The 26,680-nt window shown below is 43.0% G+C and carries 20 protein-coding genes; 2 read left to right on the forward strand and 18 right to left on the reverse strand.

Translation table 11 applies throughout. The features are described 5' to 3' along the window. Positions 1–522: 522 nt before the first annotated feature. The 14 genes from murQ to ACYVBM_RS00070 all read right to left on the reverse strand — a co-directional run bounded on the left by murQ (position 523) and on the right by ACYVBM_RS00070 (position 18,624). On the reverse strand, positions 523–1,341 hold the full coding sequence (gene murQ, locus ACYVBM_RS00005; RefSeq protein WP_460683544.1) for an N-acetylmuramic acid 6-phosphate etherase: 819 nt from the start codon (positions 1,339–1,341) through the stop codon (positions 523–525). A 73-nt stretch (positions 1,342–1,414) separates the two neighbouring features. Then, on the reverse strand, positions 1,415–3,649 hold the full coding sequence (locus ACYVBM_RS00010; protein WP_460683545.1) for an alpha-N-acetylglucosaminidase: 2,235 nt from the start codon (positions 3,647–3,649) through the stop codon (positions 1,415–1,417). A gap of 73 nt (positions 3,650–3,722) precedes the next feature. Further along, positions 3,723–5,342, reverse strand: coding sequence for a hypothetical protein (locus tag ACYVBM_RS00015; protein WP_460683546.1), 1,620 nt, complete (start codon positions 5,340–5,342; stop codon positions 3,723–3,725). 13 nt (positions 5,343–5,355) lie between these two features. Next, entirely contained in the window at positions 5,356–6,252 is an 897-nt protein-coding gene (locus tag ACYVBM_RS00020; protein WP_460683547.1) for an endonuclease/exonuclease/phosphatase family protein, read from the reverse strand. Between the two features lie 22 nt (positions 6,253–6,274). Next, on the reverse strand, positions 6,275–8,032 hold the full coding sequence (locus ACYVBM_RS00025) for a RagB/SusD family nutrient uptake outer membrane protein (RefSeq protein WP_460683548.1): 1,758 nt from the start codon (positions 8,030–8,032) through the stop codon (positions 6,275–6,277). A 17-nt stretch (positions 8,033–8,049) separates the two neighbouring features. Beyond that, the gene (locus tag ACYVBM_RS00030; protein WP_460683549.1) at positions 8,050–11,334 is read right to left on the reverse strand and encodes a SusC/RagA family TonB-linked outer membrane protein; all 3,285 of its coding nucleotides are present in this window, start codon (positions 11,332–11,334) and stop codon (positions 8,050–8,052) included. 50 nt (positions 11,335–11,384) lie between these two features. Continuing rightward, positions 11,385–12,785, reverse strand: a complete 1,401-nt coding sequence (locus tag ACYVBM_RS00035) for a FecR domain-containing protein (protein ID WP_460683550.1) — start codon at positions 12,783–12,785, stop codon at positions 11,385–11,387. Between the two features lie 230 nt (positions 12,786–13,015). After that, positions 13,016–13,597 (reverse strand): RNA polymerase sigma factor, encoded by a 582-nt coding sequence (locus tag ACYVBM_RS00040; RefSeq protein WP_460683551.1) that lies wholly within the window; start codon positions 13,595–13,597, stop codon positions 13,016–13,018. A gap of 263 nt (positions 13,598–13,860) precedes the next feature. After that, positions 13,861–14,583 (reverse strand): tRNA pseudouridine(38-40) synthase TruA, encoded by a 723-nt coding sequence (gene truA, locus ACYVBM_RS00045; RefSeq protein WP_460683552.1) that lies wholly within the window; start codon positions 14,581–14,583, stop codon positions 13,861–13,863. Positions 14,584–14,640: 57 nt separating this feature from the next. Next, a complete protein-coding gene (locus ACYVBM_RS00050; protein WP_460683553.1) occupies positions 14,641–15,819 on the reverse strand; it encodes a DUF4476 domain-containing protein in 1,179 nt (392 codons plus the stop codon). 321 nt (positions 15,820–16,140) lie between these two features. After that, the gene (locus tag ACYVBM_RS00055) at positions 16,141–16,938 is read right to left on the reverse strand and encodes a TPM domain-containing protein (protein WP_460683554.1); all 798 of its coding nucleotides are present in this window, start codon (positions 16,936–16,938) and stop codon (positions 16,141–16,143) included. 38 nt (positions 16,939–16,976) lie between these two features. Continuing rightward, positions 16,977–17,441, reverse strand: coding sequence for a TPM domain-containing protein (locus tag ACYVBM_RS00060; RefSeq protein WP_460683555.1), 465 nt, complete (start codon positions 17,439–17,441; stop codon positions 16,977–16,979). Between the two features lie 5 nt (positions 17,442–17,446). Next, the gene (locus tag ACYVBM_RS00065) at positions 17,447–18,031 is read right to left on the reverse strand and encodes a LemA family protein (protein WP_460683556.1); all 585 of its coding nucleotides are present in this window, start codon (positions 18,029–18,031) and stop codon (positions 17,447–17,449) included. An 11-nt stretch (positions 18,032–18,042) separates the two neighbouring features. After that, a complete protein-coding gene (locus tag ACYVBM_RS00070; RefSeq protein ID WP_460683557.1) occupies positions 18,043–18,624 on the reverse strand; it encodes a LemA family protein in 582 nt (193 codons plus the stop codon). A gap of 264 nt (positions 18,625–18,888) precedes the next feature. On the opposite strand from ACYVBM_RS00070, the gene ACYVBM_RS00075 reads away from it, so the two are divergent. Beyond that, positions 18,889–19,584, forward strand: coding sequence for a hypothetical protein (locus ACYVBM_RS00075; protein ID WP_460683558.1), 696 nt, complete (start codon positions 18,889–18,891; stop codon positions 19,582–19,584). 111 nt (positions 19,585–19,695) lie between these two features. Here the strand turns inward: ACYVBM_RS00075 and ACYVBM_RS00080 are convergent, their stop codons facing one another. From ACYVBM_RS00080 to ACYVBM_RS00095, 4 genes are all read right to left on the reverse strand, one after another. Then, the gene (locus tag ACYVBM_RS00080; protein WP_460683559.1) at positions 19,696–21,372 is read right to left on the reverse strand and encodes a metallopeptidase TldD-related protein; all 1,677 of its coding nucleotides are present in this window, start codon (positions 21,370–21,372) and stop codon (positions 19,696–19,698) included. 64 nt (positions 21,373–21,436) lie between these two features. After that, on the reverse strand, positions 21,437–23,116 hold the full coding sequence (locus ACYVBM_RS00085) for a TldD/PmbA family protein (RefSeq protein WP_460683560.1): 1,680 nt from the start codon (positions 23,114–23,116) through the stop codon (positions 21,437–21,439). 143 nt (positions 23,117–23,259) lie between these two features. Further along, positions 23,260–24,450: a sigma-54-dependent transcriptional regulator gene (locus ACYVBM_RS00090; protein WP_460683561.1), complete on the reverse strand. Its 1,191-nt coding sequence runs from the start codon at positions 24,448–24,450 to the stop codon at positions 23,260–23,262. Positions 24,451–24,544: 94 nt separating this feature from the next. Continuing rightward, a complete protein-coding gene (locus tag ACYVBM_RS00095) occupies positions 24,545–25,534 on the reverse strand; it encodes a pyruvate dehydrogenase complex E1 component subunit beta (protein WP_460683562.1) in 990 nt (329 codons plus the stop codon). Between the two features lie 108 nt (positions 25,535–25,642). On the opposite strand from ACYVBM_RS00095, the gene ACYVBM_RS00100 reads away from it, so the two are divergent. Further along, complete coding sequence (locus ACYVBM_RS00100) at positions 25,643–26,656, forward strand: YpdA family putative bacillithiol disulfide reductase (RefSeq protein ID WP_460683563.1); 1,014 nt, start codon at positions 25,643–25,645, stop codon at positions 26,654–26,656. Positions 26,657–26,680: the final 24 nt, after the last annotated feature.

Below are 26,680 nucleotides of genomic sequence, written 5' to 3' on the forward strand. Positions count from 1 at the left end.
AAGAACTTCTCCGGAAATTACCGAACATATTCGCCCGGACCGAAACTGATGATATCAGCGGAATTGAACCACTACAGCGCCTCAAACGCTATATCATTTTTTGTGACCTCTTAAGAACTAAACGACTAATAATAATCGCCACTTTTTACTTTGGGATCGCAAAGGTAAAAACTTCCTCCCGATCTACCAAATCTTTATTTTCAAAGGAACTTACTCGTTTTAAAAACGGGTTGCAAAGATACAAAATAAATTTCAAATTCAGCTATAAAAAAGAAAAATTATTTTCAAAATAATTGCTGAAGAAAATGGAATAAGCGGAATACAAAATACAATCTGTATTCATTATTTTTTAAAAAATCACGCATCCTTAACAGATGCTTTTTCAGAGAACTATATCGTTTTTTTCAAACGCGGATGCAAATATACGAGTGTTTTTTAAAGTGCCAAACTTTTTCGCCTTTTTTAGAAAAAAATATTTTTAACATAACCGCATCATGCCTGCGCCCCAATCTGACCGACCCGTTATTTTTGTCTTAATGCGCGTGCAGCGAGCTTCACACTGCCATGCTGCAGCAGGGCTGATTTGGCTGTTTCATAATCCGAGATACCTGTTTGCTTTATGAGCATTTTTATTCCCCGGTCAACCAGCTTATGGTTGCTGATCTGCATATTGACCATCTGGTTGTCTTCAACCAGCCCGATACCGATCATTGTAGCAGTAGAAATCATATTCAATACCAGCTTTTGTGCCGTTCCGCTTTTCATACGTGTGCTGCCGGTTACAAACTCAGGGCCTACTATCAGCTCAATAGGATAGGCTGCATACTGTGCAACAGGTGATCCTTCATTACACACAACACAACCCGTTGTAACGCCAGATTGCTGAGCATAACGCAATGCCCCAACCACATAAGGCGTCGTTCCGCTGGCCGCTATGCCAACCACCACATCTTTATCGGAAACCTTATAGGTCTGCAAATCTGACCGGCCCAAATCTTCATCATCTTCTGCTTCTTCAATGCCATACCGCAACGCTGCGTCCCCTCCTGCCATTATACCCACAACAAGGTGTGGCGATACCCCATAAGTAGGCGGACACTCACTGGCGTCCAGTACACCCAGCCGGCCACTCGTACCTGCACCTATATAAAGCAGTCTGCCACCTGCCCGTATCTTTTCTTTTACCACGTCCACCAGAGCTGTAATCCAGGGAATAGCACGTTCAATGACCAACGGCACTGTTTTATCTTCTTTATTAATATTGGTCAGCACCTCCTCTGTAGTCATCTTCTCCAGATGCCTGTAGTGAGATGGCTGCTCAGTAACTTTAATAAACTTCATTTCTTTTTAGAATGTAACTGGAACAATTGATATAAGTAATTTCAGCATTTTAGCAGGCAGTATAGCCCACTGCCTAGGGTATTATAGCATTATTCTCATAGTTAAGCACATATGTTTCTATAAACCGGCTGTACTTTGTATACATTTCAGTACATAAAGCTATAGGATCTCCGGTTGGTTCCGTATTAAAAACCTGCTTGTTTTTTATCCAGCTCCACTCCCAGTTCCTGATCTCTTTAATAAAGCTGTCAGCATCAAATGATTTATTATGTTCCAGGCTATACATGGTAGCTCTAAAAAATTGCTGCCAGCGGGGTTTATAAAAGCTGTTGAATAGTCCGCTCCATTGCCGCGCCGAATACTCATGAAGCCTGTTATCCTTATCTCCCCAGGTAGTGATCAGGTTCCGGGCATTGCGTTCGTATAAATCTTTCTCTTCCTCAGTATTTCCTAACCTGCGGGCATCGGCGATCCACCGGCCCAGCAAAAACTCTTTCCTGCTGGCCACCAACCTGTCCATATCTTCTATTAATACGATAAAGTCAGCCGTATATTTTTGGTAAGCAACCATATCTTTTTTACTATAGGCCTCTGTAAACTTCTTATGGATACTGATGGCGTGATTGGAAAGCACCTGCCTTGTTACATCTACCAGGTCGAACCGGAAACCGTCGCTGAGGCTGAGTGCCGGGGCTGCCAGCAACAGTTCATTCCAGGCCCGGGCGAGCTCCTTGTTATCATACGGAAATCTTAAATCTATCCGGATACCTTTTGAAGAAAAAGTGGGACGAGACTGGATCATTGAACGTGGTCCGCGTGAGGTGAGCGAATCAGCATATGCAGTATGCCTTAAAATATTCCATGCGTTATTAGCATGAGCATTCGCCTTACCATACCTGCGCAATGTATACTGCTTCAGCCAGGCTGTAATATCAATGGGATCTGTTCGCCAGGTATTTTCCATCATCATTTCATATACCACAGGGTTGGTTTCTATAGCTTCCATCGTTAAGCCAATGCCTGCCATTTTGCCTGCATGCGGATTTTTAAGATCCCGGGAAGGATTGTTTGCGATGCTATCCATCAGGCCATGCACTACATTGTTACCCCCAAAATTATTCAGCATATTCCAGATCCAGGGTTTGCCATAATAAGAACCGTTTTTAGACCAAACGGGAAATTTTTCCGTCCATAAATCCAGTATGATCATTTTATCATCGGGAACAGCATTCAGCAACGCTTTCACCTGCGGTTCTTTCCAGAACTTTCTTGAAAAATAAAATAACCAGCCCTGCATTATCCAAACGGCATCCGAATCGGCTGTTGCCATCGACTGGTATACATTCCGGCTTACACCTGATATAAAAGCGGGATCGTCAGTGGGAGGATCTACTTCATTAAATGTATCGGCCGAATAAAGATGGTCCGTACCAAACAGACCGGTTTGAATCTCCATGAACCGCCGGCCTGTTGTTACAAACAATGAATCGCCGGGATCAATAATATTGATATTAGGAAAGATACCGTTCCAGCCCACGCTTTTAATATTTGCTTTGGGAAAATATTTTTTAAATGCCGGTGGTACATGACCCGAAAAAGCAGGTAATACCGGCTTCATACCTAACGCCCGCTGACGTTGTAATATTTTCTTCTGAAGCGCTGCATGCTTCAGCATAAGGCTGCGCGGCAGGGGACCTCCCCAGCCATCGAGATTACCCATCCAGAACCATGCGAAATAAGCCGGGCCGCTGAAAAAATTTTCCAGGTCGGCTTCTTTCATACCCATGCCTGTGTACAGCTGGTAAAGCACTTCGTTCAATCCTAAAACAGAAAGCGGCATATTGATACCATTCATTGCCATCCAGTCTATTTCTTGCTCCCACCGCTCCCAATCCCACCAGCTCATGCTATAGTTATAGGTGCAATAGTTCAAATAATATCTGTAATCGTAAGGCGTTTTTTTTACAATTTTAAATTGGGGTAATGGTAATTTAGCAGGCAGGTTCAGATTGCTGCCGTTCCAGGTAACCTGGCAGTGAGCAACGTATTTAAGGTAATGATTAAAAGCGCTTGCGATTGCTATACCACTGGTGCCACGTAAAAGTACCTTTTGGCCTTTTTTATCTATCTCAAAATGGTCTTTCCCGTTTTTTGCAGTCATGCCCTCTACGATAAACTGGTCAGCTTCTACCCCAATGACCCTTCTTATCAAATCCTTTGCCGGCTGTACAAACGGCTTGGTATTGCAGGCCCACCCGTTGAAATAGCCCGTAATCAAAACAAGAAAAATGAAACATCTCAACATCATACAAATTGACTTTATCCCTGATAACAATTAATGCCAGGACTTTAAAAAGAGAACCGGTTTAACACACCATACTTTACTGGAGGTTAAAGGAAGATACCGCATTAAACCGGGTTCGCATATCTTCTTTAGGTACTGTGATATCTAATGTAAGCGTACATACTGTGCCGGATATACTTACCGATTTAATTACTGCCAGCCCATAAGCCTCATGTATCACAGTATCTCCAACCCGTGTGCCCCAGCCTATAACAAACCCCCTGTTTACACTGGTAGCTACTATATTATCTGATAAGCGCCTGTAAGCGTTTGTAACGTTATAATTCTCCCCAACCGGGGTGGGGCCCTTAATATTATTATTAATAAAGTTCTCCATGTTTTTATCGTAAAGGATGGTATCCATTGCCGCGGCGGTTACCTTACCCCTAAATGATGTAACAAGAGTATAAGTTGCCGTCGTAAAACCGTCCATATACGGAGCGATAGATACATCGTACCCTGCTACATTATATAATGAGGGAGTAACAATTCTAAATCCGGTTTGATGGCGGATCAAACCAATATCAACAAATGCGTGATTAGCCGCAGCAGAAGGTATATCGAAGAGATTCGGAGCTTTCCAGAAGCCCATCCAGTTATTTTTACCAGCTCCGATTTCGGAAGTAAGCGTTACATTTTTGAAACGCAATAATGGTGTATACACCTGCAACACCGGCATCTCATAGTGCTGCACCCTGCCTTCATTATTGGTAGTAGAAAAGCGGATGGCCTGTGCTCCTTTTATCCCCATTACATCGGCAGTAAAATTAATTTCATCTGCCGGAGTAAAGCTCACATTCTGCTCAGCTCCATAAATACCACTGGACTTAACAGCATAGGTGATCTTTGTTATTTCTGATGCAGATACAATGGTTCCTTTTATGGAGTTTATATTATCGGCATACAGGATATCTATTGATGTTTTTCCTCCTTCCAGCGCCAGGTTACCAACCTCTCCTATTTTAAAGGTATCCACAGCCATGCCGTTATGTATGTTTTTTGCTGTAATAATTATATCTGTAAGATCATTAGGAACCAGTATATCTAACTTAAAAGGAACATTTTTAGGGTCAGGCACAGAAATATTCGTTTCCGGAGATATCACACCATCCACTACTGTTTTATAAGTTAACGACGTGATGTTATAATCTGAGATAACAGTTCCCTCTACAGCTAATACCCGGTTCACAAATACTCTTTCCACATACTTTATATTGTCCCTGAAACTGATCACAGGCAGATTTCTGATATCTGACATTTTTATGTGCGCCTCAGAGCTGTTATTGTTTTTGTCGAAAGACACAATTACCAGTTCCAGCATTGCAGGTGCTATTTTAAAAGATATGTCCTGGGTAAATGTAGACGGATAATCTTTTTTATCGACGTGTACCGGCGTTCCGGAAGCCGTACCATTTGCTGTTTGGGTCACAAAAAAATACGATAAGCGTTTTACTCCTTCGGATGAAGTTACCGTCACGGGTATTTTTATTTCTTCGCCCACATTAATACCCTGGATAGCCTCAAACTGCTTTTCAATTTTTATCTCGGGGCCCGCTGCGCTTTTCTCTCTCCATTTATCTTTATAGCAGCCTGATATCAGTAAAAATAACAGGGCGAGAGATATAGAATACCGCGTATAATGATAGAGGTTGTTCATGTACAAACTGGTTTTAACGATTAATTTTTAATTCTGCGATTACCGGTAAGTGATCGGAAGCATACGTGTCTGAAACGGTTTGGTGAGATATTACTGAAAATGCAGATGCCGGCCGGTACGCGAGAAAGTCAATTACAGAAGAAGGGTTTTGAGCGGGAAATGTAAGTGCACAACTGCTGCCCTTACAGGTACGGGTAAATGCCCCGTCAAATATGCCAAAAAATTCGGTGTTCGATTCCAGCTCGTTAAAATCTCCTCCCAGCACGATCCGGTCGCCGCGGCTTCCCAGGTTAGCTACAATATCTTTGACCTGCTGCAGCCGATTGGTAGCACTGTTATGCTGCAGGTGTGTTACCGCTATCATTACAGAGTCCTTACCCGGCAAATCCACATAAGCGGTGCCCATTACCCGCTGCTCTGTAGCGTCACTCTCTTTAGTAAGCAAAAATTTCCGCACTTCAGATAAGGGATACCTGCTAAGCACTGCTATTCCGTAAAACCCTTTCAGGTATTCTCTTGCCGAATAATAGGTAAAATTCATCTTCAGGGAATCTGCGATCACTTTAGCCTGATCCCCCGAGTAACCGTTTCTGCCCGTATTTTTATCTACTTCCTGTAAAAAAACAATATCAGGGTTGGCTGTTTTTATTGCCCTCGCCACTGCAGCTACATCTGCAATGCCAGGGTTAGAAGGAGGTACACAAGCATGAATATTGTATGTCATTACTTTCAGGCTGCTTAAAAGCGGCTGACCATCATTATTGGCTCCGTAACGGCCGTCATCTGCACCTATATAAGTGGCCGGACCCGGCGGCATATAAGGTTTTTTATTGCAGCTTAAAAACATCAGGATCATTGTGCTGATAAAAAAGGTTACCACGGTAATTATTTTTAAATTATTAAACTTCATATCACTCTTATTTAATCAATTACTATTTCCACCCCGGATTTTGAGTAAGGTTTGGATTTACCGTTAAATCGTAGATGGGTAGCGGCCATAAATAATCCCTGTTTTCGTTAAAGGCTTTATTTATGTTTATATTAGTTAAAATATTGCCTTTACCGGCACCATCCAGCTCGCTTACAGGAAACAGGTAAGGGCCGGCTGCAGGCGGCTTTTGCCCTGAATATATCTGGATCTCAGCAACGCCATCCTTATCCAGATCATACAATCCTGTACCCGGGAAATAAGTTCCTTTGAAAGGCAGGGCCAGTAAATGCCCTTCTTTCCAACGCATCAGGTCTTCCCATCTCAACCCGTTTTCCATTACCAGTTCTATTCTTCTTTCGCGCCTTATTTCGAGTATCACTCCTTTGTTTGCTCCCGACACATTTTTATATAGTGCAGCCTGGTAGGCGTCGGGATTAGCGTTAGATAATGTAAAACTTAGGTTAGGCATTCCTGCCCTGTCTCTTAAACGTTTAATTGAAATATCAATATCGCCCTGTGACAGGGTGCCTAATTCGGCTTTTGCCTCGGCATAATTCAGCAGCACTTCTGCATACCTGAACAATATCAGATCCTGGTAAGATTGAGAGCTTCCATCAAAGCTGGCTGCGTTCAACCCTTTTGTCGGATGGTATCCTGTCATTGTAAGATTAAAGTTAACCGGCGTTGGCGATGTAGCTCCCACCCTCCGGTAGCCAGGTGTTCTGATGGTTTGTGCCAGGCGCGGATCCCTGTTTTGTATTTCGCCATTGTACTGCATGGTATCGTAGCCCGGAACCTCTGTAAACCTTGATCCGTCTTTCATCAGGTAGCTGTTCACCAGCTTCTTCTCCAGGCCGGGCTTGCCCTGCGTTGTAGAAGTCATATAGAACTGAAGATTATGCGTCAGGTTTAGCGTGTTGGAATATCTTCTGGCAATTATCACTTCGGTCATTACCGGATCGATATTAAGATTATTGAACACATCCTGATACGCATTACCGCTGGGGCCGCTTGTAGCCGTGTAGAGGTTATATACACCTGATGATATCATTTCCTGTGAAGCAGCCACACATTCATTCAGTAGCGCTTCTGCTCCCGGCAGATTGAATTCTGTATGGTATTTACGCCATGTTCCTTCATACAGGCAAACTCTCGATTTAAGTGCCAGTGCAGTCCAGCGTGTTACCCTTTCAACGCTCTTTGCTTCATCTAAATTAGCAATAGCAAAATCCAGGTCAGCTACAATAGAATCCACAATTAAAACACGTGAATCTCTTCCTTTCTGCAAATTGGCGCCATCATTGGTTTCTATCACAGTCCCATACCAGGGCACATCGCCATACCACTTGACCTTATTAAAATAAAATAAAGCCCTGAAAAATTTTGCCACCCCAGCATACTTGTCTCTTAACCTGGTGTTAGAAAAATTAACGATATTCGGATGGTTCAGGAAGTAATTAATCTGCCTCAATGCCTCCCAGTTCCATTTCACATTATCGGTAGGGGGCACCTGTCTTAAGCCGGATATTTCGGCAGATACAGAAGATTTAACAATATCATCGGCGCCTCCCTCATAAATATCGCCTCCTGCCTGGAATGTTGAGTACAACCAGTTCGTATAGGTTTTCATATCATTTTCATTTCTGAAAAACATTTCCGGAGTTACCTTATCGAGAGGTTGCCTGCTTAAAAAATCTTTATTGCAGGAAAATGCAGTTATAATAATTATAGTGAACAAAAATATTTTTGCCTTTTTCATCTTAATGCTTTAACTGTTTATAAACTAATGTCAATACCAAAAGAATATACTTTACTGAACGGGTAAACACGCCCATCCTGGTTAGCCATAGCCTGTTCAGGGTCTATATATTTAGTCCTTAGCTTAGTCCAGGTTACCAGGTTTTCACCACTTACAAACACTCGGAATGAGCTCAGTCCAACTCTTTTCATGAGCGTATTGGGAAGAGAATAACCTATTGTAAGATTTTTCAACCGCAGGTATGCCAGGTCCTGCAGGTATTTATTATTGGCGGCCCTTAATTCATTGTTTGCATTTAAAGCCACATACGCCAGCAGGTTAGGGAAATATGCATTGGGGTTATCTGCACTGTAAATATCTTTTTCAAAGTCTTTAGGAATAAAGCTAAAATAGGGTCTTGAATAAGGTCCCCAGAAACGATCCGCATTATTACCGGGATACCAGTCTTTTTTACCCAGCCCCTGGAAGTATACAGAAACATCTATGCCACCCCAGCTCGCCCTGCCGTTAAAAGAATAGCTATACCTGGGAGTGGTGTTTCCAATCACCCGTTGATCGCCCGGTTCTTCTACTGTGTTGGGATTGGCACTAATAACACCATCACCATTCAGATCCACCCACCTTAAATCACCGGCCCTTATCGGAATATTATTATCAATACGCACACGGTTTAAGAAACTCTGGTCTACCGGGTAAGTTCTTGCCTCTGCATCTGTTTGAAAATACCCATCCGTAATATAGCCCCATATCTCACCGATTGTTTTGCCTTTATAGTAGCTGTATGTAAGTCTGCTATCTTTGATCACTTTCGTTATCCTGGAGTAATTATCTCCTAATACACCACCGATGCTATATCTAAACGGTTTCCCCCCCAATTCAAACCGGTCCTGCCAGTTAACCGATAACTCAAACCCCTGCGTACGCATTTCTCCAACATTCATTAGGGGCGCTGCTGTACCAAATACATTGGGCAGATCATACCCCTCTGCCAGGAATCCTTTCGTTTCTCTTATGTACCTGTCAAAAGAAATATTCAGCCGGTTCTTTAAAAACCCGATATCGATACCACCATTATAGGTAGTTACTTTTTCCCATGTTATATCTGCACTTACAGGTGTAGGGTATCTTACATAATTAGCCCTTTGGCCATCCAGGATGTAGCTCATTGAGCCAGTAGGAGAACTTAATATATACGGATAAAATCCGCCGGCAGCCTCCTGATTACCCAAAGAGCCAACGGAACCCCTGAGCTTTAAATCGCTCACCACCTTTTTTACCGGCTTAAAAAAGCCCTCTTCGCTGGCTCGCCAGCCTAAAGAAACGGATGGTGCAAAAGCAAAATTCCTGCCGTTGGCGAACCGCGAAGATCCATCGTAGCGGCCATTGGTCTCTAATAGATATTTTCCTTTATAATCATAGTTTAAGCGGTAAAAATATCCCCGCAATGCTAACTCGGATGAGCCGCCGGCCACTTCCATAATACCACTTGCGAGATTAAAATCATTTAAATCGGGGTCTGCCAGATCCTGTTTGGACGCCGTGATTTTTTTATTCCTGTAAAGCTCCTGGTTGAAACCTGCAATTATTTTAAAATGGTGGATACGGTTGAAGCTCCAGGTATAATCGCCAAAAATATTAATAACATGCATCTGGTTGAACTGCTGATCTTCTGTAAGCTTGTCCAGTCTGTACCTTGATGCGGTATCCACAACTCCCGGATATAATGAATAGACACCTGGTGTGATGCGATAGAAGCTGGGATCTGTAAACATGCGGTAGGTATAATTGGCAGTAATATTCATATTCCTGAAAGGTGTAATAACAGCCTCTGTAATACTATTCAGTTCGTACTTTCTTTCGGCCCCTTTTGACGTTCCGCTTGATATTAACAAGAAGGCCCCATCCGCAATATCGTAACTATTAAGACCTGTAATATAAAACGGGGTACCATCCGGGTTGTAAGGCGCATATGCCGGGGAAGCATGTACATTAATGGATGAAAAGTTGGCATTGCCCCCATCCTGGCGTCCATAATACAGATAATTCGAATTGTAAAAGTTCATATTCTGCGAAATCTTCAGCCATTTATTCAGCTGCGCCGTAACCTTGGAGCGAATGTTATAAGAGCTGTACTTATCGGTATGCATACGCATAATTCCATCCATCAATTTCATATTCCCATTCAGCATATACTGCACTTTTTCGTTCCCTCCGCTTATATTCAGGTTATGATTTTGATTGGGTTGCCATTTGGTGAACATAATATCCCACCAGTCATAATTACCATAGTAAACATACTGGTCCCTTCCATTCCTGTTTTGAACAGTAATCCAGGGGCGCGAGGGATCTTCGGTTTTATCATTTCTTCTTGCATAGAGCTCGGCATAATCCTGCTCAGTATAGCGGGAGTAACCGCCTACATGTGCCAGTGCTGCATCGTTCAGCTTCATCCAGTCGTACCCGGTTGTAATAAAATCCGTACTAACCGTAGGCGTAGCAAAACCAAAAGAATTATTATACCTTATAGCTGTTTTTCCCAACCTGCCATTTTTTGTTGTTACCAGTACAACACCAAATGCAGCCCTGGCTCCATAAATAGCGGCGGAAGCCGCATCTTTTAAAACAGTTATAGTTTCCACTTCTTCCGGAGAGAGCCTGTCTAAAGTACCCGGTACTCCATCAATTATTACCAGCGGCCCTCCCGATACTACAGGGTTAGACAGCGAAAGATTAACAGAAGTAACGCCCCTTACATTCAGCGAGCCCATAGTGCCCGGCGCGCCGCCGCTAAATCCTATGTTCAGATTAGGAATAGCACCCTGCAGCATTTGTGAAATATTAGTTACAGGCCGATCGCGAAATTCATCACCTTTTACCTGGTTTACAGCACCGGTAACATTTATTTTTTTCTGCGTGCCGTACCCTACCACCACTACCTCATCTAATGCAGTGGTAGCTGCGGGCTGCAGCTTTATAAAAATAGAGTTACTCTCCCCTCTCTTTATATCAAAATTGTTTACAGATTGCGGTAAAAAACCAACATAGGATACCCTTATGTGATAGCTTTGGTCAGCAATAAGCTGATTAAACCTGAAAATACCCGCAGCATTAGTGCTGGTTGTAAATTGCAGCGTTGTATCCGTAGTATTAACGGCCACCACCGTGGCGCCTGCAACAGGTTGAGAATTATCATCATGTACAGTTCCTGTTACAATTACAGGTGGTTGTGCCCGAAGCGGGATACCGTTGATTAGCAGCGCAACAATAAATCCAAAATAACAGCAAAGTTTTCTTAGACGCATCAATTTTAGTTTTATAAATACAGAGTTATTATTTAAACGTTTCCCCGAGATCAGTTCTTACGTATTACAAATTGTGTATTGTTTATCTTTAAGGATAGTGCATGCATATTACAAATGAGCTCCAGTGTCCTGGTAAGCGGATCATTGGTATTTACAGGCCCTGTAATATATATGTCGTCAATATCTGAATTTTTTAGGTCGATCTTTTCTTTTCGTATGGCAGCAAGCACGAGCAATACGTCTTTCAGCTTTTTCTTTCTGAACATAATAATACCGTTGTGCAATGAAAGGCTATCCTGTACCAGTGGCTGAACAGACAGTTTTGAAGGGAGTATATCCGTAGGCTGTAACCCCGGTGCTTTCCCGATTTTATCAGCCGGCTGCTGTAAAAAAGTATCATCCGCCGATGTCTTTTCCTTATATACTTCAATTACATTGTCATGAACACGGTATTGTAAACCGTTCATCGTACAAACCACTTTTATTATTGTCAGCAGCGAATCGCTTCCCGAAAAAGCCCCTGTGAAATAAGCGCCTTCTATATCTTCCGCACGATAAATAATTTTTGCTTTAAATACTTTTTCCAGCCTGCTGAATACTTCGGTTACTTCGGTTTTTCTAAAATGAAGCGATACTTCCGGGATCGCACTGTTACCGGCTACCGGCGCCGCTACAGCAGGAACAGGCTTAGCAGTTGCCAGCTGGGTCTTATCCGGTATCGCCACTACCGCAACAGTGTGCTTATGAATATCTATAATACATTCTTTACCGGGCAGCAGGTAAATATCTTCCATTTTAATCCGGCTTGTAGTTGCTTTTACTACTACCTTGCCTTCAAACAACTGCACGTTTATATTATTCGTGTTATCATCATTTACCATAAAACTGGTACCCAGCGCCGTTGTAGATACCGAACCCGAATAAACGGTAAATGGCTTTAGTTTATTTTTAGCCACTTTAAAAAAAGCTTTTCCCTCCAAAAAAATATTCCGGTTGTGCAGCAGGCTTTTCTCAAATTTGATGACTGATTTTGGATAAAGGCGTACAACAGAACGATCGGCAAGCACTACTTCTTTTATTACATTACTGTTGTTTTTAATGATCTCTAACGGCTCCGCCTGTGCTATTACAGCAGGTTTATGATCAGTATCCCTTTGTATAACGAACCAATAGGCCCCTAATAAAACAGCGGCAATACAGGCTGCTGCTGCCCAATAAGTCAGCTGCAGGATACGCCGCTTCTTAGATGTAGCAGTCATCACAAAGCGCCGCATAGCTTCCTCCGTATCAGGATGAACAGGCAGATTTGCATCGGCTGCGTCCCACTCCGTTTTTGCCAGCAATTCATCCAGCAGGGAAGGGTCTTCCTCCATATATTTCAAAGCAAGCTTTGCCTCCTCATAAGAGCATTCATTCCTTAAAAACTTTTTTAAAAGCTGCTTTTTGTGCATCCGGATCGTTTTAGTCCTGCATAGTAGTACGCACCAGAAAGAACTTTCCCCTACTGCTATTCTTTTTTTTTAGGCCATCCGTATATCACCGTAATATAACAGGTTACAGGTTACCTGTAGCCAAACCGGTTCTGTAACCGGTATAAACGGTCTATTTCTTCACTAATAGCAATACAATGAACCGTAAAAAACGGTAAGGCTTTATACTGGGGGTAAAATGCACTCAGCATTTAGCGGATAAAAAAGTAAATAATGGCCATGCCGGGTAAACAACAAACGATGCAGTAAAAGATTTTTTTTAGCTGCGCAGTAGCTTTCAGCAAATGGTTGTCTACCGTTTTAACAGATATATGGAGGTGCTCAGCAATTTCTTTATAAGACATACCATGTATATGCTTCAGTTCAAATACTCTTTTCCGTTTTTCGGGAAGCGCGTTCATGGCCAGGGAAAGGCTCTGCTTTAATTCAGCATTGAGATACATATTTTCCAGTGACGGCTGGGGAACCGCTTTACAGTCTTCATATTCATTGCTACTCAGATATTTTCGTGAAATAGCCTCTTTTCTTAACCAGTCTATCCATACCTGCCGGGCTTTTTGAAAAAGTTGCTGATCTATCGTCAAATCAATATTAATCCCCCTCCTGTAAGTCCATAGTTTGATAAAAGTCTGCTGCGTAAGATCGCAGGCCGTTGTTTCATCATTGGCCTTCTGTAAAAAATACGCAAACACTTTCTTATGCCAGTCATTATAAATAATGCTGAACACTTTATGGCTCCCGTCTTTTAATTCCTGTAGCATTTCTTTTTGCATAAGAAAAGCAAGTATTTGGCAGCAAAGCTGATGTTTTATACTCAAATTTAAATATTAAATTTACTTTAACAAACTGAAAAACGTATAAAAACCATACCTGCATCTGGGACTATTTTTCCCTGATTACAAATTATAAAGCACTAAAGAGCGGGCAGGACATTTACAGTGAACAGCACTTTTTCAGGATACTGCAGCTTTAATACACCGTGGAATGGCGAACGGAGGCTTTTTAAAAAAGAAAAAAAAGTATTATACAGCGCAGATCAGTACCTGACATTTACCAGCGTTAATCCATGCGCGGGTGTATCGAAAAAGGCATGATTGCAATCTTTAGATTGAATAATATGATGAAGATCTTCCAGGGAAATAATACCGCGCCCAACTTTCAGCATTGTAGCGGTTAATGCGCGCACCATTCCCCGCAAAAATCGATTGGCAGACACTACATACACCCATTGATCCTCTTTTTGCAACCACTCACTTTGCTGGATAGTACAGTTAAATGTTTTCACCTGTGTGTTACGCTTGGAAAATGACGTAAAATCAGTATAGCTTTTTATAACAGAAGCCGCCAGGTTCAGCTTTTCAATATCCAGCGTGTAAGGATAGAAATAGGCCCTGTCTGCAATAAATGGATTTTTGTATTGATAGATGTGGTAATGGTAGGTCCGGCTTAAAGCATCAAAGCGGCAGTGTGCATCATTGCTCATTGCAGTGATATTTTTCACCACGATATCACCGGGTAAAATAGCATTGAGATTATAGATCCATTTTTGCTGAAACGCATCCTCCCAGTCAAAATGAAAAAAATTTTGTAAAGCATGTACCCCGGCATCGGTTCTGGAAGACCCGGTAAAAGAAGGGAGGCCTTTGAAAAATACGTGGAACGCCTTTTCGATTTCACCCTGAATAGTCAACGCATTTTTTTGTGCCTGAAACCCGCTGTAATGCGTACCCTTATATGCAACTTCTAGGAAATAGCGCAAACCAAACAGATTTAGTGTGTACAATTTGAGTTCATAAGTACAATACCCGAAAAGTACCTACTGGATAAGGCTGTTGAACCTGCTTTTGTAATGGGTATCTTTTATTTCAGATTCAAGCGAAGAAAAATGCTCTTTATCCGCAACATGAGGATAAGCCGCTGCATAAAAGTTATACTTGCCTGCATTGGAAAGGAACATGCTGCTTAAATATTTTATTTGAGCAGTTGTGTAGCACTTTGCTTTAAAAGCCTTCTGGGCCTCTGCAATCATACTGTCATCATTAACCTGGGAAGCCATTGTGCGGCGCAGCTTCAAAAAATCGTCTTCATCAGCAACAGATTTGCAGGCACTGTTCGTTGTTTTTACCACCGTTTTGGCCGCCTGTTTCGGTTCTTCGTTCTTCGGCAGCGGCGTTTTTTCTTCTACTTTAAAGGCAGGCTCTTTTTTAGGTGCCGCCTCCGCTGCAGGTGTACCTGTATCTACAGGAACTGTTTGTGCCGAAGAACCGCTATTAGAAACGGCTCGGGGCTCTGGTATAAAAATAGTAATGGGGTCTGCCTGGCCAAATTCGTTCCTGTCATCATAAACCAGGCTAACACCTTTTACGGGTGCAGCGCCTTCCTCTTTTCTTTCAACCGGCTGATCAGTTTTTTTCCTGTCAGGCGTTGTTTCAACTGCGACAGGAGGAGCCGACACCGGCTGTTCGGCAGGCTTTTCTTCAACCGGGGCCGGTTTGGGCTTTTCCAGCAAGCTGGGATCTTTAGCCGCCTGCGACAAAATTTTAGTAAAATCAGAAACATTCTCAGCCATAGCCGGCTCATTCTTTGGCTCTGGTTTAGGGGTATCGGGCTTTTTTGCAACAGCTTCTGCACCCGGTTTGATCGCTTTTTGTATAGCCATTGTTTGCAGATCAAACAATCCCCAGCCATCGGCACCATAATCTTTTATAAGATACCCTTTATCCTTTGAATCTATACGAAAATTGAACGCCTGCTCCTCTGCCTTACTTTGCGGGAAGCCAACTACCAGCTTATAATCACCGTCTTTTAACTGGGGAAGAATAAGATACCCGGAAGCATTTGCCTCAATTTTCTGATTATTGATTTTTATATAAAACGGCTGCGCGGGTTCGGTTTGCAGATAAACAAAATATTTAGACTGTACCTGGTAACCCTGACCCGATCCAACCAACGAAAGGAGCACAAATAAAGCCGAAAAAAGAAAATGCCTGTTCATGAAAGTATGTAATTTTTCCTGCGGCAAATTTAGATAATAGTTGACAGTATCTGCCAGTATTTTTAAGATTAACAAGATAATAGGCTAATGTGATAACGTGCTAATATGCCAATGAGCCGATATGAGATTGTTTAAGGTTCCAAGTTCCGGGTTTCAGGCACAAGCAGCCAAGAGTACAGAATTTCTATACCATATTGGTTAATAATCCCTCTTCTGCTCCTTTGCTACCTTTAAACCACCATTCAACACCATTCAACAACTTTAAACCTTAAACTTTATAACTTTTCAACCTCTCCACCCTGTCACCACCTTCTTCCGTCCTCACCAGCTGCCGCCTGCGCCGCCACCGCCAAAACTGCCGCCGCCAAAACCTCCAAAGCCGCCGCCACCACCACCAGACCAGCCACTACCGCCGCCGCCTTTTAACCAGCCACCCGGAAGAATAACAGGGCCACTCCAATCGTCGCGATAGCCCCGGCGCGATACATATCCGCCTCCACCACCCCCTTTCCGGCTGATGATCGCAATGATGATGAAAAGCACAAAGGCTGCAAATAACAAACCTATGATGCTGCCGCCGCCGCTACCTTTATGGTAATCATCTGGAGCGGTATATCTTCCCGCCGCCGCCTCCATAATATTAGTAGTAGCCTCATCGAGGCCGCGATAGTTATTTCCCTGCCTGAAATTGGGCAATAATGTGTTTTGTACGATCTGGTCGGCAATTAAATCGGTTACGGCTCCTTCCAGCCCGTAACCGGTAGCAATAAAAACACCCCGCTGATCGCCTTTTTCACCTGTATTTACCAGTATCACTACTCCATTACTGAATTGCTTTTGGCCGCCTACGCCCCATTTTCGGCCTAATGCTACAGCATATTCATCACGCGAATAACCTTTCAGCTCATCAACAATAACAATGGCTATCTGGTTAGAAGAGCTGTCGTCATAGGCTACCAGCTTATCTTCCAGGGCCTGTGCCTGTTCACGCGTTAAGAAATGGCCGGTGAAGTCGTTTACCAGCCTGGGAGGAACGGGTGCTGCCGGCAGTACTTTTTCAATCTGAGCTTTCGCAAAAACTGAAACGGACAACAAGATCAGTAAAAGAAATTTTTTCATTGATGCCTTATATCGGGGACTAAAACGGGTATCTTTTATTATTTTCCAAATACAATATCATCGGGAAGCTCATTCTGATCATTAACCCGGTCATAAGGAAAAAATGTATGCAGCCCCTCACCTATTTCATATACACATTTACAAATACCTGCTGCAAAATGTTCCTTATTAAAGTCCTGTAAAATATGACTTACCAGGTTATACCAGTACGCATTACCAGTTCTGTTGTAAATCCCTTCATCACCGAAAACAGCCAGCTGGTGATCTTTATAGGCAATGTATAGCAAAACGGCATTTCTTTCCTTTGTTTGCTCCATCTTCAGGCTGAAGAAAACTTCGGAAGCCCGTTCCAGGGGTTCCACATATTTACAATGACTTTCCATGTAAATACGTATCTCGCCGCTGGTACGGCTTTCAGCGCTTCTGATAGCTGCCACCACCTGCTCTTTTTCTTCGCTGGTAAGGAACTGAGGCTTTTTTTTATTGAAGAGTGAAAATCCCAATTGTCTTAAAATTTTATTTCTACGTTTCGTTCGGCCCCTTCAGCTGCTGTAAAACCTTGCTTTACTTTAAAGCCGAATATGCCGGCCACGATACTTTTAGGGAAGCTGCGGGCAGCCTGGTTATAATCTTTAACAGCTCCATTAAAATCGGCCCGGGCTACTTTTATGCGTCTTTCATTACCTTCTAACTGTACCTGCAATCCCCTGAAAGCGTCAGTGCCTTTTAAAACAGGATATTTCTCTACCACCGCAATCAGGCGGTTGGAGGCGGCTGCCAATGTATCCTGGAGGCCAGATTGTTTCTGATAGGCCTCTGCACTAATTTCAGATGCAGTAACCGACAGCGCGTTACTCCGGGCCTCCGCAATTTTTGTCAGCGTTTCCTGCTCAAAGCCGGTCATTCCTTTTACCGTATTAACAAGATTGGGCGTAAGATCCAGCCTGCGCTGATAGGCATTCTGAACCTCGGCCCAGGTCTGCACCATTTTTTCTTCTTTTTTCACTAAAGAATTATAGGCAACGATCAAGTACAGGCCCAGCAAAATAAAGAACAGACCGATAAGATATCCTGAAAACCGCTTCTGCTGCATGATCGCTTTGATTAAAATTCAACCTTAGGTGCGGTTTCTGCTCCGGGATCTGCTTTAAATGGCTCTTTGGCTTTAAATCCGAACACACCTCCCAAAATATTCATAGGGAAAGACCTCACCTTTGTATTATAGTTGTTTACAGCGCTGTTATAACTGTTGCGCGAAGCACGGATCTCATTTTCTATACTTTCCAGCTGGTTTTGCAACTGTAAAAAGTTTTGATTGGCTTTCAGCTCAGGATAACTTTCTACTACTGCCAGCAAACGGCTCAATGCGCTGCTTACTTCTCCCTGGGCGGCCTGGAATTTTCCAATATTTTCAGGTGTAAGCTGGTCTGCCGAAATGTTTACCGAAGTAGCTCTGGAACGGGCCTCTATCACTTTTGTCAAAGTTTCCTGCTCAAATTTTGCGGCACCTTTTACGGTATTTACCAGGTTGCCAACAAGGTCGTTACGCCTTTGGTAGTCGCTCTGAACGTTGGCCCAGGCATTTTTTACTACTTCATCTTCTGCCACAAGGCTGTTATATCCTTTGCAGCCCATAAAGCCAACAATAATCAGGGCTATCAATACAATTAATCCTAGTCCTTTCATTTTATTTTGTTTTTAGGTTTATTAAACAAATTTAACTGAATTACTAATCGAAAAGGAAACTTATGCCACTTATTCGGCGAAGCACATCTATTCTCCGGTAAAATACCTTCAACGAAAAAGCCATAAAAATATTATTATGGTAATTAAATAAATATAAAGTAAATTAGTAGGGTAAAAGCTGCCATGCTATTATTTAGCATCCCCTTTAAGCCACGATACTGAGATGAATGGAAAGTTTATTGGTTACAAATAAAACTTAACATTATGTACCAGTTTATATATAATCCCTTGCCGAAAAGTAATGCTGCTTACTACTTTTCAACAGCGCCTGGTGGCTGCAACCTGACTAAAAAGCCTCAAAGCCCTTCGGGGTTATTTCTGGAATATTCTTTTATTTTCTCTATGCTGGCGGCTATAATATTATTCCCTGCCTGCAAAGAATCAAATGCCGACCGCCCCGGCGCAAAAAATACGCAGGCAGATAAAGATGCCATACTTGCAACTATTGAAAAAGAAACCGAATCTTTCTTTGCAAGAGATTATGATGCCTGGAAAGCGACTTATGCTCAAACTGATTATGCGTTCCAGGCCTGGAGCAACAGGAATGGAACTTTTGATGCCAGTGTGGGATGGGAGGGCATTAACAGCACCGTTGGTAGATATATTCATGAAAACCCGGAACCGCAATCGAGCAGCCACCCTGTAATAGAGCGTAAAAATATTAAATATAAATTCTATGGTCCTGATGCCTGCTATTTAACCTGGGACCAGTTCAACAGTAATAAGGCGGGCGACAATTTCCATCATAGTAAAGAGGTGCGGGTAATGGAAAAGATCAACGGGCAGTGGAAGATTGTTTGTGTGGCTGCATTCTGGGACTATGTCAACCCTATCGCGGCAGATAAGCTGAAAGACATTCAGCGAATGGATAAAGAATCCAGGGGTTCTGATAAGCTATGATCTATAAGCAAAAACGCTACAACCTGAAAACTCCAGCCAGGCCGTTCAAAGGTAGCACGGGTATGGTGCATCACCTTTCATCTATGAATAATGATACACCCGTGAAGGCTGTTAATATTTAACGGCCTTTTTTATTTTTCCCGGTTTACTGCCGGTAACAGGCTTATCAAGCAAGGGATTTGTAACTATGATAGGTTTGGGCTTGGTAGTTATTTCATTTTTCTCAATTTCTATTTCGTTCACAATAATACTTTCAGGCACTATCCTGCTAAAATCGGGCGTATTGGTCAGCTGCATTTTATCGGAAGCCGTAACAAACCGCCTCAGAGACCGTAAAGTGAGTGGTGTTATTTTACATTCATTTACCATTGCTACAGTGCCCTTCGCTACATCTACTTTATAAATTTCAGGACTGTTAAAAGAAAAATCCTTTACAATATATGCAGCAGACAGCCCCTCTTCCTTAGCCAGCTGCAGCAGTCTGGCCTGCATGGAGTCACTACGGGTTATGCTGGCAGAGGTTAGCTTTAATACACCGGCATTATAGTTACGCCCCATAAAAGACTGTGCAAAGCCCTGCGATTCGGGAAAGTGCCGGGTGGGAGTGCGTCCATTCAGCAAAGCTTTCAGAATTCCCTGCTGTATCAGCACCAGGGAATCGACGGGTATGACGCCCTCATCATCGACCTGGTAATAACCGGTGGTGCGCTTCCCATTAAATGACCTTAAAGCCGGGATAGCGGTAACCGTAAGGTCAGATGATACTAATTTCTGTCCCAGCTTTTCTTCATAATTGGTTTCGCCGGAATTATAACCCAAAACAGATTTACGCCTTGCCTGCAAGGGTTGTGTGAAGCATTGGGCAACAATATCGCTCACTGCATCACCCATAAACAAAACCGGCCCCATATATGATCCTTCAAAAGGCTTTGCCTGTTCCTTTTGCCTGATCTTTGCTATCAAAGCTTTTACCTGCACGCGAAGCTGGTCTGCGGAAGGAAGTTCTTCTATCGATCTTACAGTAACGGTATAGCTGCTGTTAAAAGTATTTCCTTTTTCATCCGAAACCGCACCATAGGCAGCAAAAGTTACATATTCCCCGGGTTTCCTGATAACGGTTCCTTCGCTGCTTACCAGGTAATCTTCATAACTGATTGCTGTCAACCTGCAATAAGAACTTACTATTGCGGGGTTATCCTTAAACAACGCAGATAAATCTCTTAAACGCTGTTCCCATTGTTTGGCGTTTACAGTGATCGGCTGCACTGCACCAAAATCTTTTACCACCGGGGTGATCCTGGAAAGATCATTCATCGCCAGCTCCTTTTCATCTACATTTACACGCTTTAGCGAAGACATAAAGCTGCTGTATTGCCTTGAGTTATTTTTATATGCCCTGTCTGTTTCCAGCCATAACAGCCGGCGGTACTCATCGGCATTATCCTCGTCGGGCAGGCTAATAAAATAACCATCATACATCATATAATCAAAATTCCGGTGATAATCTCCCACTCTTAACTTAACAGATGCAGATTTTTTATTGACAGGTGTTTTGACGATAGTAGTTATTTCCCCGCGCTCACCGTTTAAGCTGTAAGCGTACTCGTTACGTAAATTGTATGCTATGAAAAAAGGCTTTTCCAGGTCGGGCAAATGCAGGCGCTTTATATTACGGTGTAACTCTTTCTCAAGCACATTTACATAAAAATTGTCTTTCAGATCCTGCGCGAACAATGCCGGGCCAGCCAGCGCTGCTATCAAAAACAGGAAGAATATTTTTGCTTTCATAGTGAAATGTAAAATATTAAATCTATAATACTAAAGTATAGGATTGACGATGCCCTGTGAACCCTCAACGGTCAACTTCTTTATCCAGGTCCGGCCTTGGCAATACAGGCATACGTTCGCTTGATTTGCTCTTTTTTTGTGTTTCTATAATATCTACAAAAATAGCAGGTGATGAAGCCGAAACCGGTACCCAGCCAGACCCCGATCCGCACATGCCATTAAATGTCTCTACCTGGCTGCTGCAGGCTGCAATATGCTTGAACATGGATAACGGCGTACCTATCAGGTCCACACCACGCACCAGTTCATCTGGTTGGCCATCTGCGTAAATTTTATACACTTCAGTAGGAAGCACATTAAAAGCATTGGGTGTGGTGCGCCCTACGTTGGTAAACCCGCCCTGCACATCCTGGAACAGATAACCGTAAGGCTTGCCCTGCTTCTTACATTCAGCAATAAGCAGCTGCCGCAAATCTTCAAAAGACTGATCACTTTTACCGGTAACAATAAGGTTGCTTTGCCTGCTTTCGGGCATACCGCCGGGTGCGGTTCTTGCATGACCATTGCTTCCGCTTACCCCGTTAATAGGGGTTCTTGTCATTAAAAAATTTTTAAGGATCCCATTTTCTACCACATCTACCTTTTGAGCGGCTACCCCTTCATCATCAAACTTGTAAAAGCCGTTTACCTCATTACCCGACACCTTTTTCCTTGTAGGATCCATTGCAATGCTTAAGAAACCCGGCAGCACTTCACTTCCTATTTTATTCTTGAAGGTTTGCCCATCCAATTCATTTTTCATTCTTTTTCCTTCAAGCCGGTGCCCAAAAATTTCGTGAAAAAATACTCCTGCAGCGCGGCCGGAAAGAATGGCGGGCCCCACAAAAGGATCAGCCAGGGGCGATTTTCTTAGCACGCTCAACTTAGCACTCATTATTTTAACGTCGGCCAGCACGCTGTCTGCAGGTGGCAATCCTGAAGGATCATAGGCAAAATATAACTTGTAAAGCGGCAGCTCCATTCCATCGTCAGCTTTACTGTTGCCATAAATGCTTTGCCAGGTTTCGGTTGCGTTTTGCACGATATCTGATCCGTCTGTATCAACAAAATATTTCCGGGTTATTTTAAACTCAAAATTGGCCCCACCCATTAGCAGGTCTGGATTTTCTTTAAAAACCGATGTATAGGTTTTCATAGCATCCGCAATTTTTTGAAGGTTGGGTTTCAGTAAAGCATTGTTAACAGGAGCATCAAAAAAAACCGCTTTGGGGGCTGCTGTAAAATCCGCAGCCGTATCTTCTTCTGCCACACGTACCTTTTTATTGGTAAGGAGCTGCTCATACATCTGCACCGCGTTTTTATAGGCCCCATCGGTGCTTTTCCAAATGGCCAGTCTGATCAGGTCTTCATTGTCTGCCACCGGCAATGTACCTGCTGCAGCGCCGAACTGCATATTGTGCGTATTATCGAACTGGTACGACCCTACGCGTATCGTGGGAGTAAAAATCCGGATCCGGGTTGAATCGATTCCGTTAATCACGCCAAAGCTTGAGCTAACCCGGTAAGACATGATATCATCTACCCTGTAGCTCATATAGTATACATTTTTGTCAGCAGCTTTCAGCTGGCCAAATTCGCGCTGCAGCTCCTGCTTTAAAACGGTGGAAAGCTGGTCCTGCGCGCCGGCATTTACACAAAGTACAGCCGTCCCAATCAGCAGTAGAGCCCGGGTTGCTTTTGTCATATTATAAAGATAGATGGTAGATAGCATCCGTAGCTATGGCCGCTTCTTAATTGTTCCTTAATATTGATAATGGGTAGGTTTACAAATCATATGCAGCGCGCACTCCCTATTTATATATATATGTAATCCTCCAGAAGACGCAATTATTTAGGATTTACATAATTTTTAACGTCATCTTCAGTGATGGTTTTGCCGCTGAGAATAACCAGTCGCTCTACCACGTTACGCAGCTCCCTGATATTGCCCGTCCAGTTATATTCCTGAAGCAATAGCATCGCCTTATCATCAATCGCCTTTTTAGTAATTCCATAATCAATACAAATGCTTTCCAGGAACTTGTCAACCAGTTTAGGCACATCACCCCTGCGCTCATTCAGCGAGGGAACATGAATTAAAATAACACTCAGGCGGTGATAGAGATCGAGCCTGAAATTTTTCTGCTCTACTTCCTGTAACAGGTCTTTATTGGTAGCCGCAATCACTCTTACATCCACATTAATATCCTTATCTGCACCTACCCGGGTTATTTTACCTTCCTGCAGGGCCCGTAATACCTTGGCCTGCGCGCTGAGGCTCATATCGCCAATCTCATCCAGGAAAAGCGTACCGCCGTTGGCCTGCTCAAATTTTCCGATCCTTTGCTTAACGGCCGATGTAAAAGAGCCTTTTTCGTGGCCAAACAGTTCTGATTCTATCAATTCTGTTGGAATAGCGGCGCAGTTTACTTCTACCAACGGGCTTGCATTACGAACGCTTTTTTCGTGCAGCCAGCGGGCTACCAATTCTTTGCCCACCCCATTTTCTCCTGTTATCAGCACCCGGGCTTCGGTAGGAGCCACTTTATCAATAGTGTCCTTAATTTTCATTATAGGCTCAGAATCGCCAACAATATCCTGTACTTTGGAGATTCTTTTCTTAAGTACCCTGGTTTCGGTAACGAGCGTCCCCTTATCAAGAGCGTTTTTGATAGTTATGAGCAATCGGTTCAGATCTGGCGGCTTTGAAATAAAATCATAGGCGCCCTTTTTTACCGCCTCAACAGCCGTTTCAATAGTTCCGTGACCAGATATCATGATAACCGGAACATCCGGATGCACCTCCAAAGCCTTATTTAAAAACTCAATGCCATCCATTTTTGGCATTTTAATATCGCACAGAACCGCATCAAACTTATTTTCAGAGAAAATTTTGAGGGCCGATTCTCCGTCAGCGGCTTCGAGGGTTTTATAGCCTTCAAAAGAGAGTATCTCTATCAGCGTTTTCCTGATAGCGACTTCATCGTCTATTACCAGTATCAGCGGGGCATTATCGTTTGTCTTATTTCTATGGGGCACAGGATATAATTTTTAAGTTTTGAACACTACGTTAAAAGTCCATAAGCGAATAAAATTAGCTCACGGACTTTTAAAAATAAAATTCTGACCAGTATTATTTTTTCTGGTACATTACTTCTTTAACCAGCTTTACGGTACGGGCCACATCGGGCAATGCAGCAGCTACGAGGTTAGGCGCGTAGTGTAAAGGGGCATCGGCTGCCGTAATACGGCGGATGGGGGCATCCAGGTAATCAAACGCATCTTTCTGAATATTGTAGGCTATTTCAGAAGAAACGGAGGCAAATGGCCATTGCTCTTCCACAATTACCAGCCTGTTTGTTTTTTTGATGCTGTTCACCATAGTAGGAATATCCAAAGGACGGATCGTGCGCAGATCTATCACTTCGGCGCTGATTCCCTCTTTTTCCAGCTCCGCAGCAGCACCCAACGCTATTTTCATCATTTTATTGAAGGAAACAATAGTAACATCGCTGCCCTCCTTTTTTACATCGGCCTTGCCTAATTCGATATAATATTCTTCTTCCGGAACCTCCATTTTATCGCCATACATCTGCTCACTCTCCATGAACATTACCGGGTCTTCTTCATAACGGATCGCCTGTTTTAACAACCCTTTTGCATCATAAGGATTACTGGGCGAAACCACTTTAATACCCGGGATATTGGCATACATTGACTCAAAAGCAGTGCTGTGCTGCGCACCCAACTGGCCCGCAGAGCCATTGCCCCCTCTGAATACAATAGGACAGGAAATTTGCCCGCCGCTCATTGCCAGCATCTTTGAAGCAGTATTCAATATCTGATCCAATGCCAGAACAGCAAAGTTCCAGGTCATAAATTCTACGATCGGCCTCAAACCATTTTGCGCTGCACCTACGCCAACCGCTGTAAACCCTAACTCGGAAATAGGTGTATCTAATATCCTTTTAGGGCCAAATTCAGCCAGCATACCCTGACTCACTTTGTAAGCGCCGTTATACTCAGCCACTTCCTCTCCCATCAAAAATACACGCTCATCTCTCCTCATCTCCTCGTTCATAGCTTCTCTTAAAGCCTCTCTAAATGCAATGATTCTTGCCATATTATATTATGTTGATACTTTTAAAGTGGGGCAAATTTAAACGTAAAATGTAGAATATTCAACATAAATATAAAATAATCAATAAATCCATGCCGTTATCTTTGTTACATGCAATCTCACTATCCGGTTATTATTATAGGTGGCGGCCCCATAGGTATGGCCTGCGCGATAGAAGCTCAAAAAAATAATATACGCTATATAGTTATAGAAAAAGGCTGCCTGGTAAACTCTTTGTACCATTACCCGGTAAATATGACCTTTTTTTCTACCTCAGAGCGGTTAGAAATCGGCAATGTACCCTTTGTATCGAATAATCCCAAACCTACCCGAAACGAAGCCCTGGAATACTACAGGAGGGTAGCACAAACCTTTGATCTGCATATCCGCCTGTTTGAAGAAGTAACGAAAGTAGACAGCGGACAGAGGGCCGCTGACCGTGCAGCAGATTCCAGGAGCGGCTTTACGGTTCAAACATCTAAAGCAACCTATACCTGCGACAATATTATCATTGCTACCGGCTTTTATGATATCCCTTACCTGCTGAATATTCCAGGGGAAGACCTTGCTAAAGTAACCCATTATTACAGCGACCCGCACTTTTATGCCTTCCAGAATGTAGTGGTGGTAGGCGCTATGAATTCTGCGGTGGATGCAGCACTGGAAACTTTCAGGAAGGGGGCTCATGTTACAATGGTAGTCAAAGGCGATGAAATTGGATCGCGTGTAAAATACTGGGTAAGGCCTGATATTGAGAACCGGATCAAAGAAGGTTCGATCAGGGCTTACTTTAACTCAACATTAAAAGAAATAAGGCCTGATGAAGTTGATATCATTACACCGGAAGGTTTGGTTACCGTAAAAAATGACTGGGTCATTGCAGCAACGGGCTACCAGCCCAACCTTCATTTCCTGGAGCAGGTGGGTATTGAATTAAGCAGCGATGATGTGCGTTGCCCTGTGCTTAACCCGGAAACGCATGAGACCAACATTCCCGGCATTTATCTTGCAGGTGTCATATGCGGAGGTATGAATACGCACCGGCTGTTTATAGAAAATTCAAGAGAACATGCGGTGCTGATTGTAAAAGATATAGTTGAAAAGTTGACAGAGAGAAGACAATAGACGTTAGACTATAGATTTTAGAAA

Source organism: Niabella aquatica, assembly GCF_054779315.1.

Bases quoted from the DNA above. Each gene is read 5' to 3' on its own strand.
- murQ (WP_460683544.1), bottom strand. From the start codon at position 1,341: ATGAAGTTTATTAAAGTTACTGAGCAGCCATCTCACTACAGGCATCTG.
- ACYVBM_RS00010 (WP_460683545.1), bottom strand. From the start codon at position 3,649: ATGATGTTGAGATGTTTCATTTTTCTTGTTTTGATTACGGGCTATTTC.
- ACYVBM_RS00015 (WP_460683546.1), bottom strand. From the start codon at position 5,342: ATGAACAACCTCTATCATTATACGCGGTATTCTATATCTCTCGCCCTG.
- ACYVBM_RS00020 (WP_460683547.1), bottom strand. From the start codon at position 6,252: ATGAAGTTTAATAATTTAAAAATAATTACCGTGGTAACCTTTTTTATC.
- ACYVBM_RS00025 (WP_460683548.1), bottom strand. From the start codon at position 8,032: ATGAAAAAGGCAAAAATATTTTTGTTCACTATAATTATTATAACTGCA.
- ACYVBM_RS00030 (WP_460683549.1), bottom strand. From the start codon at position 11,334: ATGCGTCTAAGAAAACTTTGCTGTTATTTTGGATTTATTGTTGCGCTG.
- ACYVBM_RS00035 (WP_460683550.1), bottom strand. From the start codon at position 12,785: ATGCACAAAAAGCAGCTTTTAAAAAAGTTTTTAAGGAATGAATGCTCT.
- ACYVBM_RS00040 (WP_460683551.1), bottom strand. From the start codon at position 13,597: ATGCAAAAAGAAATGCTACAGGAATTAAAAGACGGGAGCCATAAAGTG.
- ACYVBM_RS00050 (WP_460683553.1), bottom strand. From the start codon at position 15,819: ATGAACAGGCATTTTCTTTTTTCGGCTTTATTTGTGCTCCTTTCGTTG.
- ACYVBM_RS00055 (WP_460683554.1), bottom strand. From the start codon at position 16,938: ATGAAAAAATTTCTTTTACTGATCTTGTTGTCCGTTTCAGTTTTTGCG.
- ACYVBM_RS00065 (WP_460683556.1), bottom strand. From the start codon at position 18,031: ATGCAGCAGAAGCGGTTTTCAGGATATCTTATCGGTCTGTTCTTTATT.
- ACYVBM_RS00070 (WP_460683557.1), bottom strand. From the start codon at position 18,624: ATGAAAGGACTAGGATTAATTGTATTGATAGCCCTGATTATTGTTGGC.
- ACYVBM_RS00075 (WP_460683558.1), top strand. From the start codon at position 18,889: ATGTACCAGTTTATATATAATCCCTTGCCGAAAAGTAATGCTGCTTAC.
- ACYVBM_RS00080 (WP_460683559.1), bottom strand. From the start codon at position 21,372: ATGAAAGCAAAAATATTCTTCCTGTTTTTGATAGCAGCGCTGGCTGGC.
- ACYVBM_RS00085 (WP_460683560.1), bottom strand. From the start codon at position 23,116: ATGACAAAAGCAACCCGGGCTCTACTGCTGATTGGGACGGCTGTACTT.
- ACYVBM_RS00095 (WP_460683562.1), bottom strand. From the start codon at position 25,534: ATGGCAAGAATCATTGCATTTAGAGAGGCTTTAAGAGAAGCTATGAAC.
- ACYVBM_RS00100 (WP_460683563.1), top strand. From the start codon at position 25,643: ATGCAATCTCACTATCCGGTTATTATTATAGGTGGCGGCCCCATAGGT.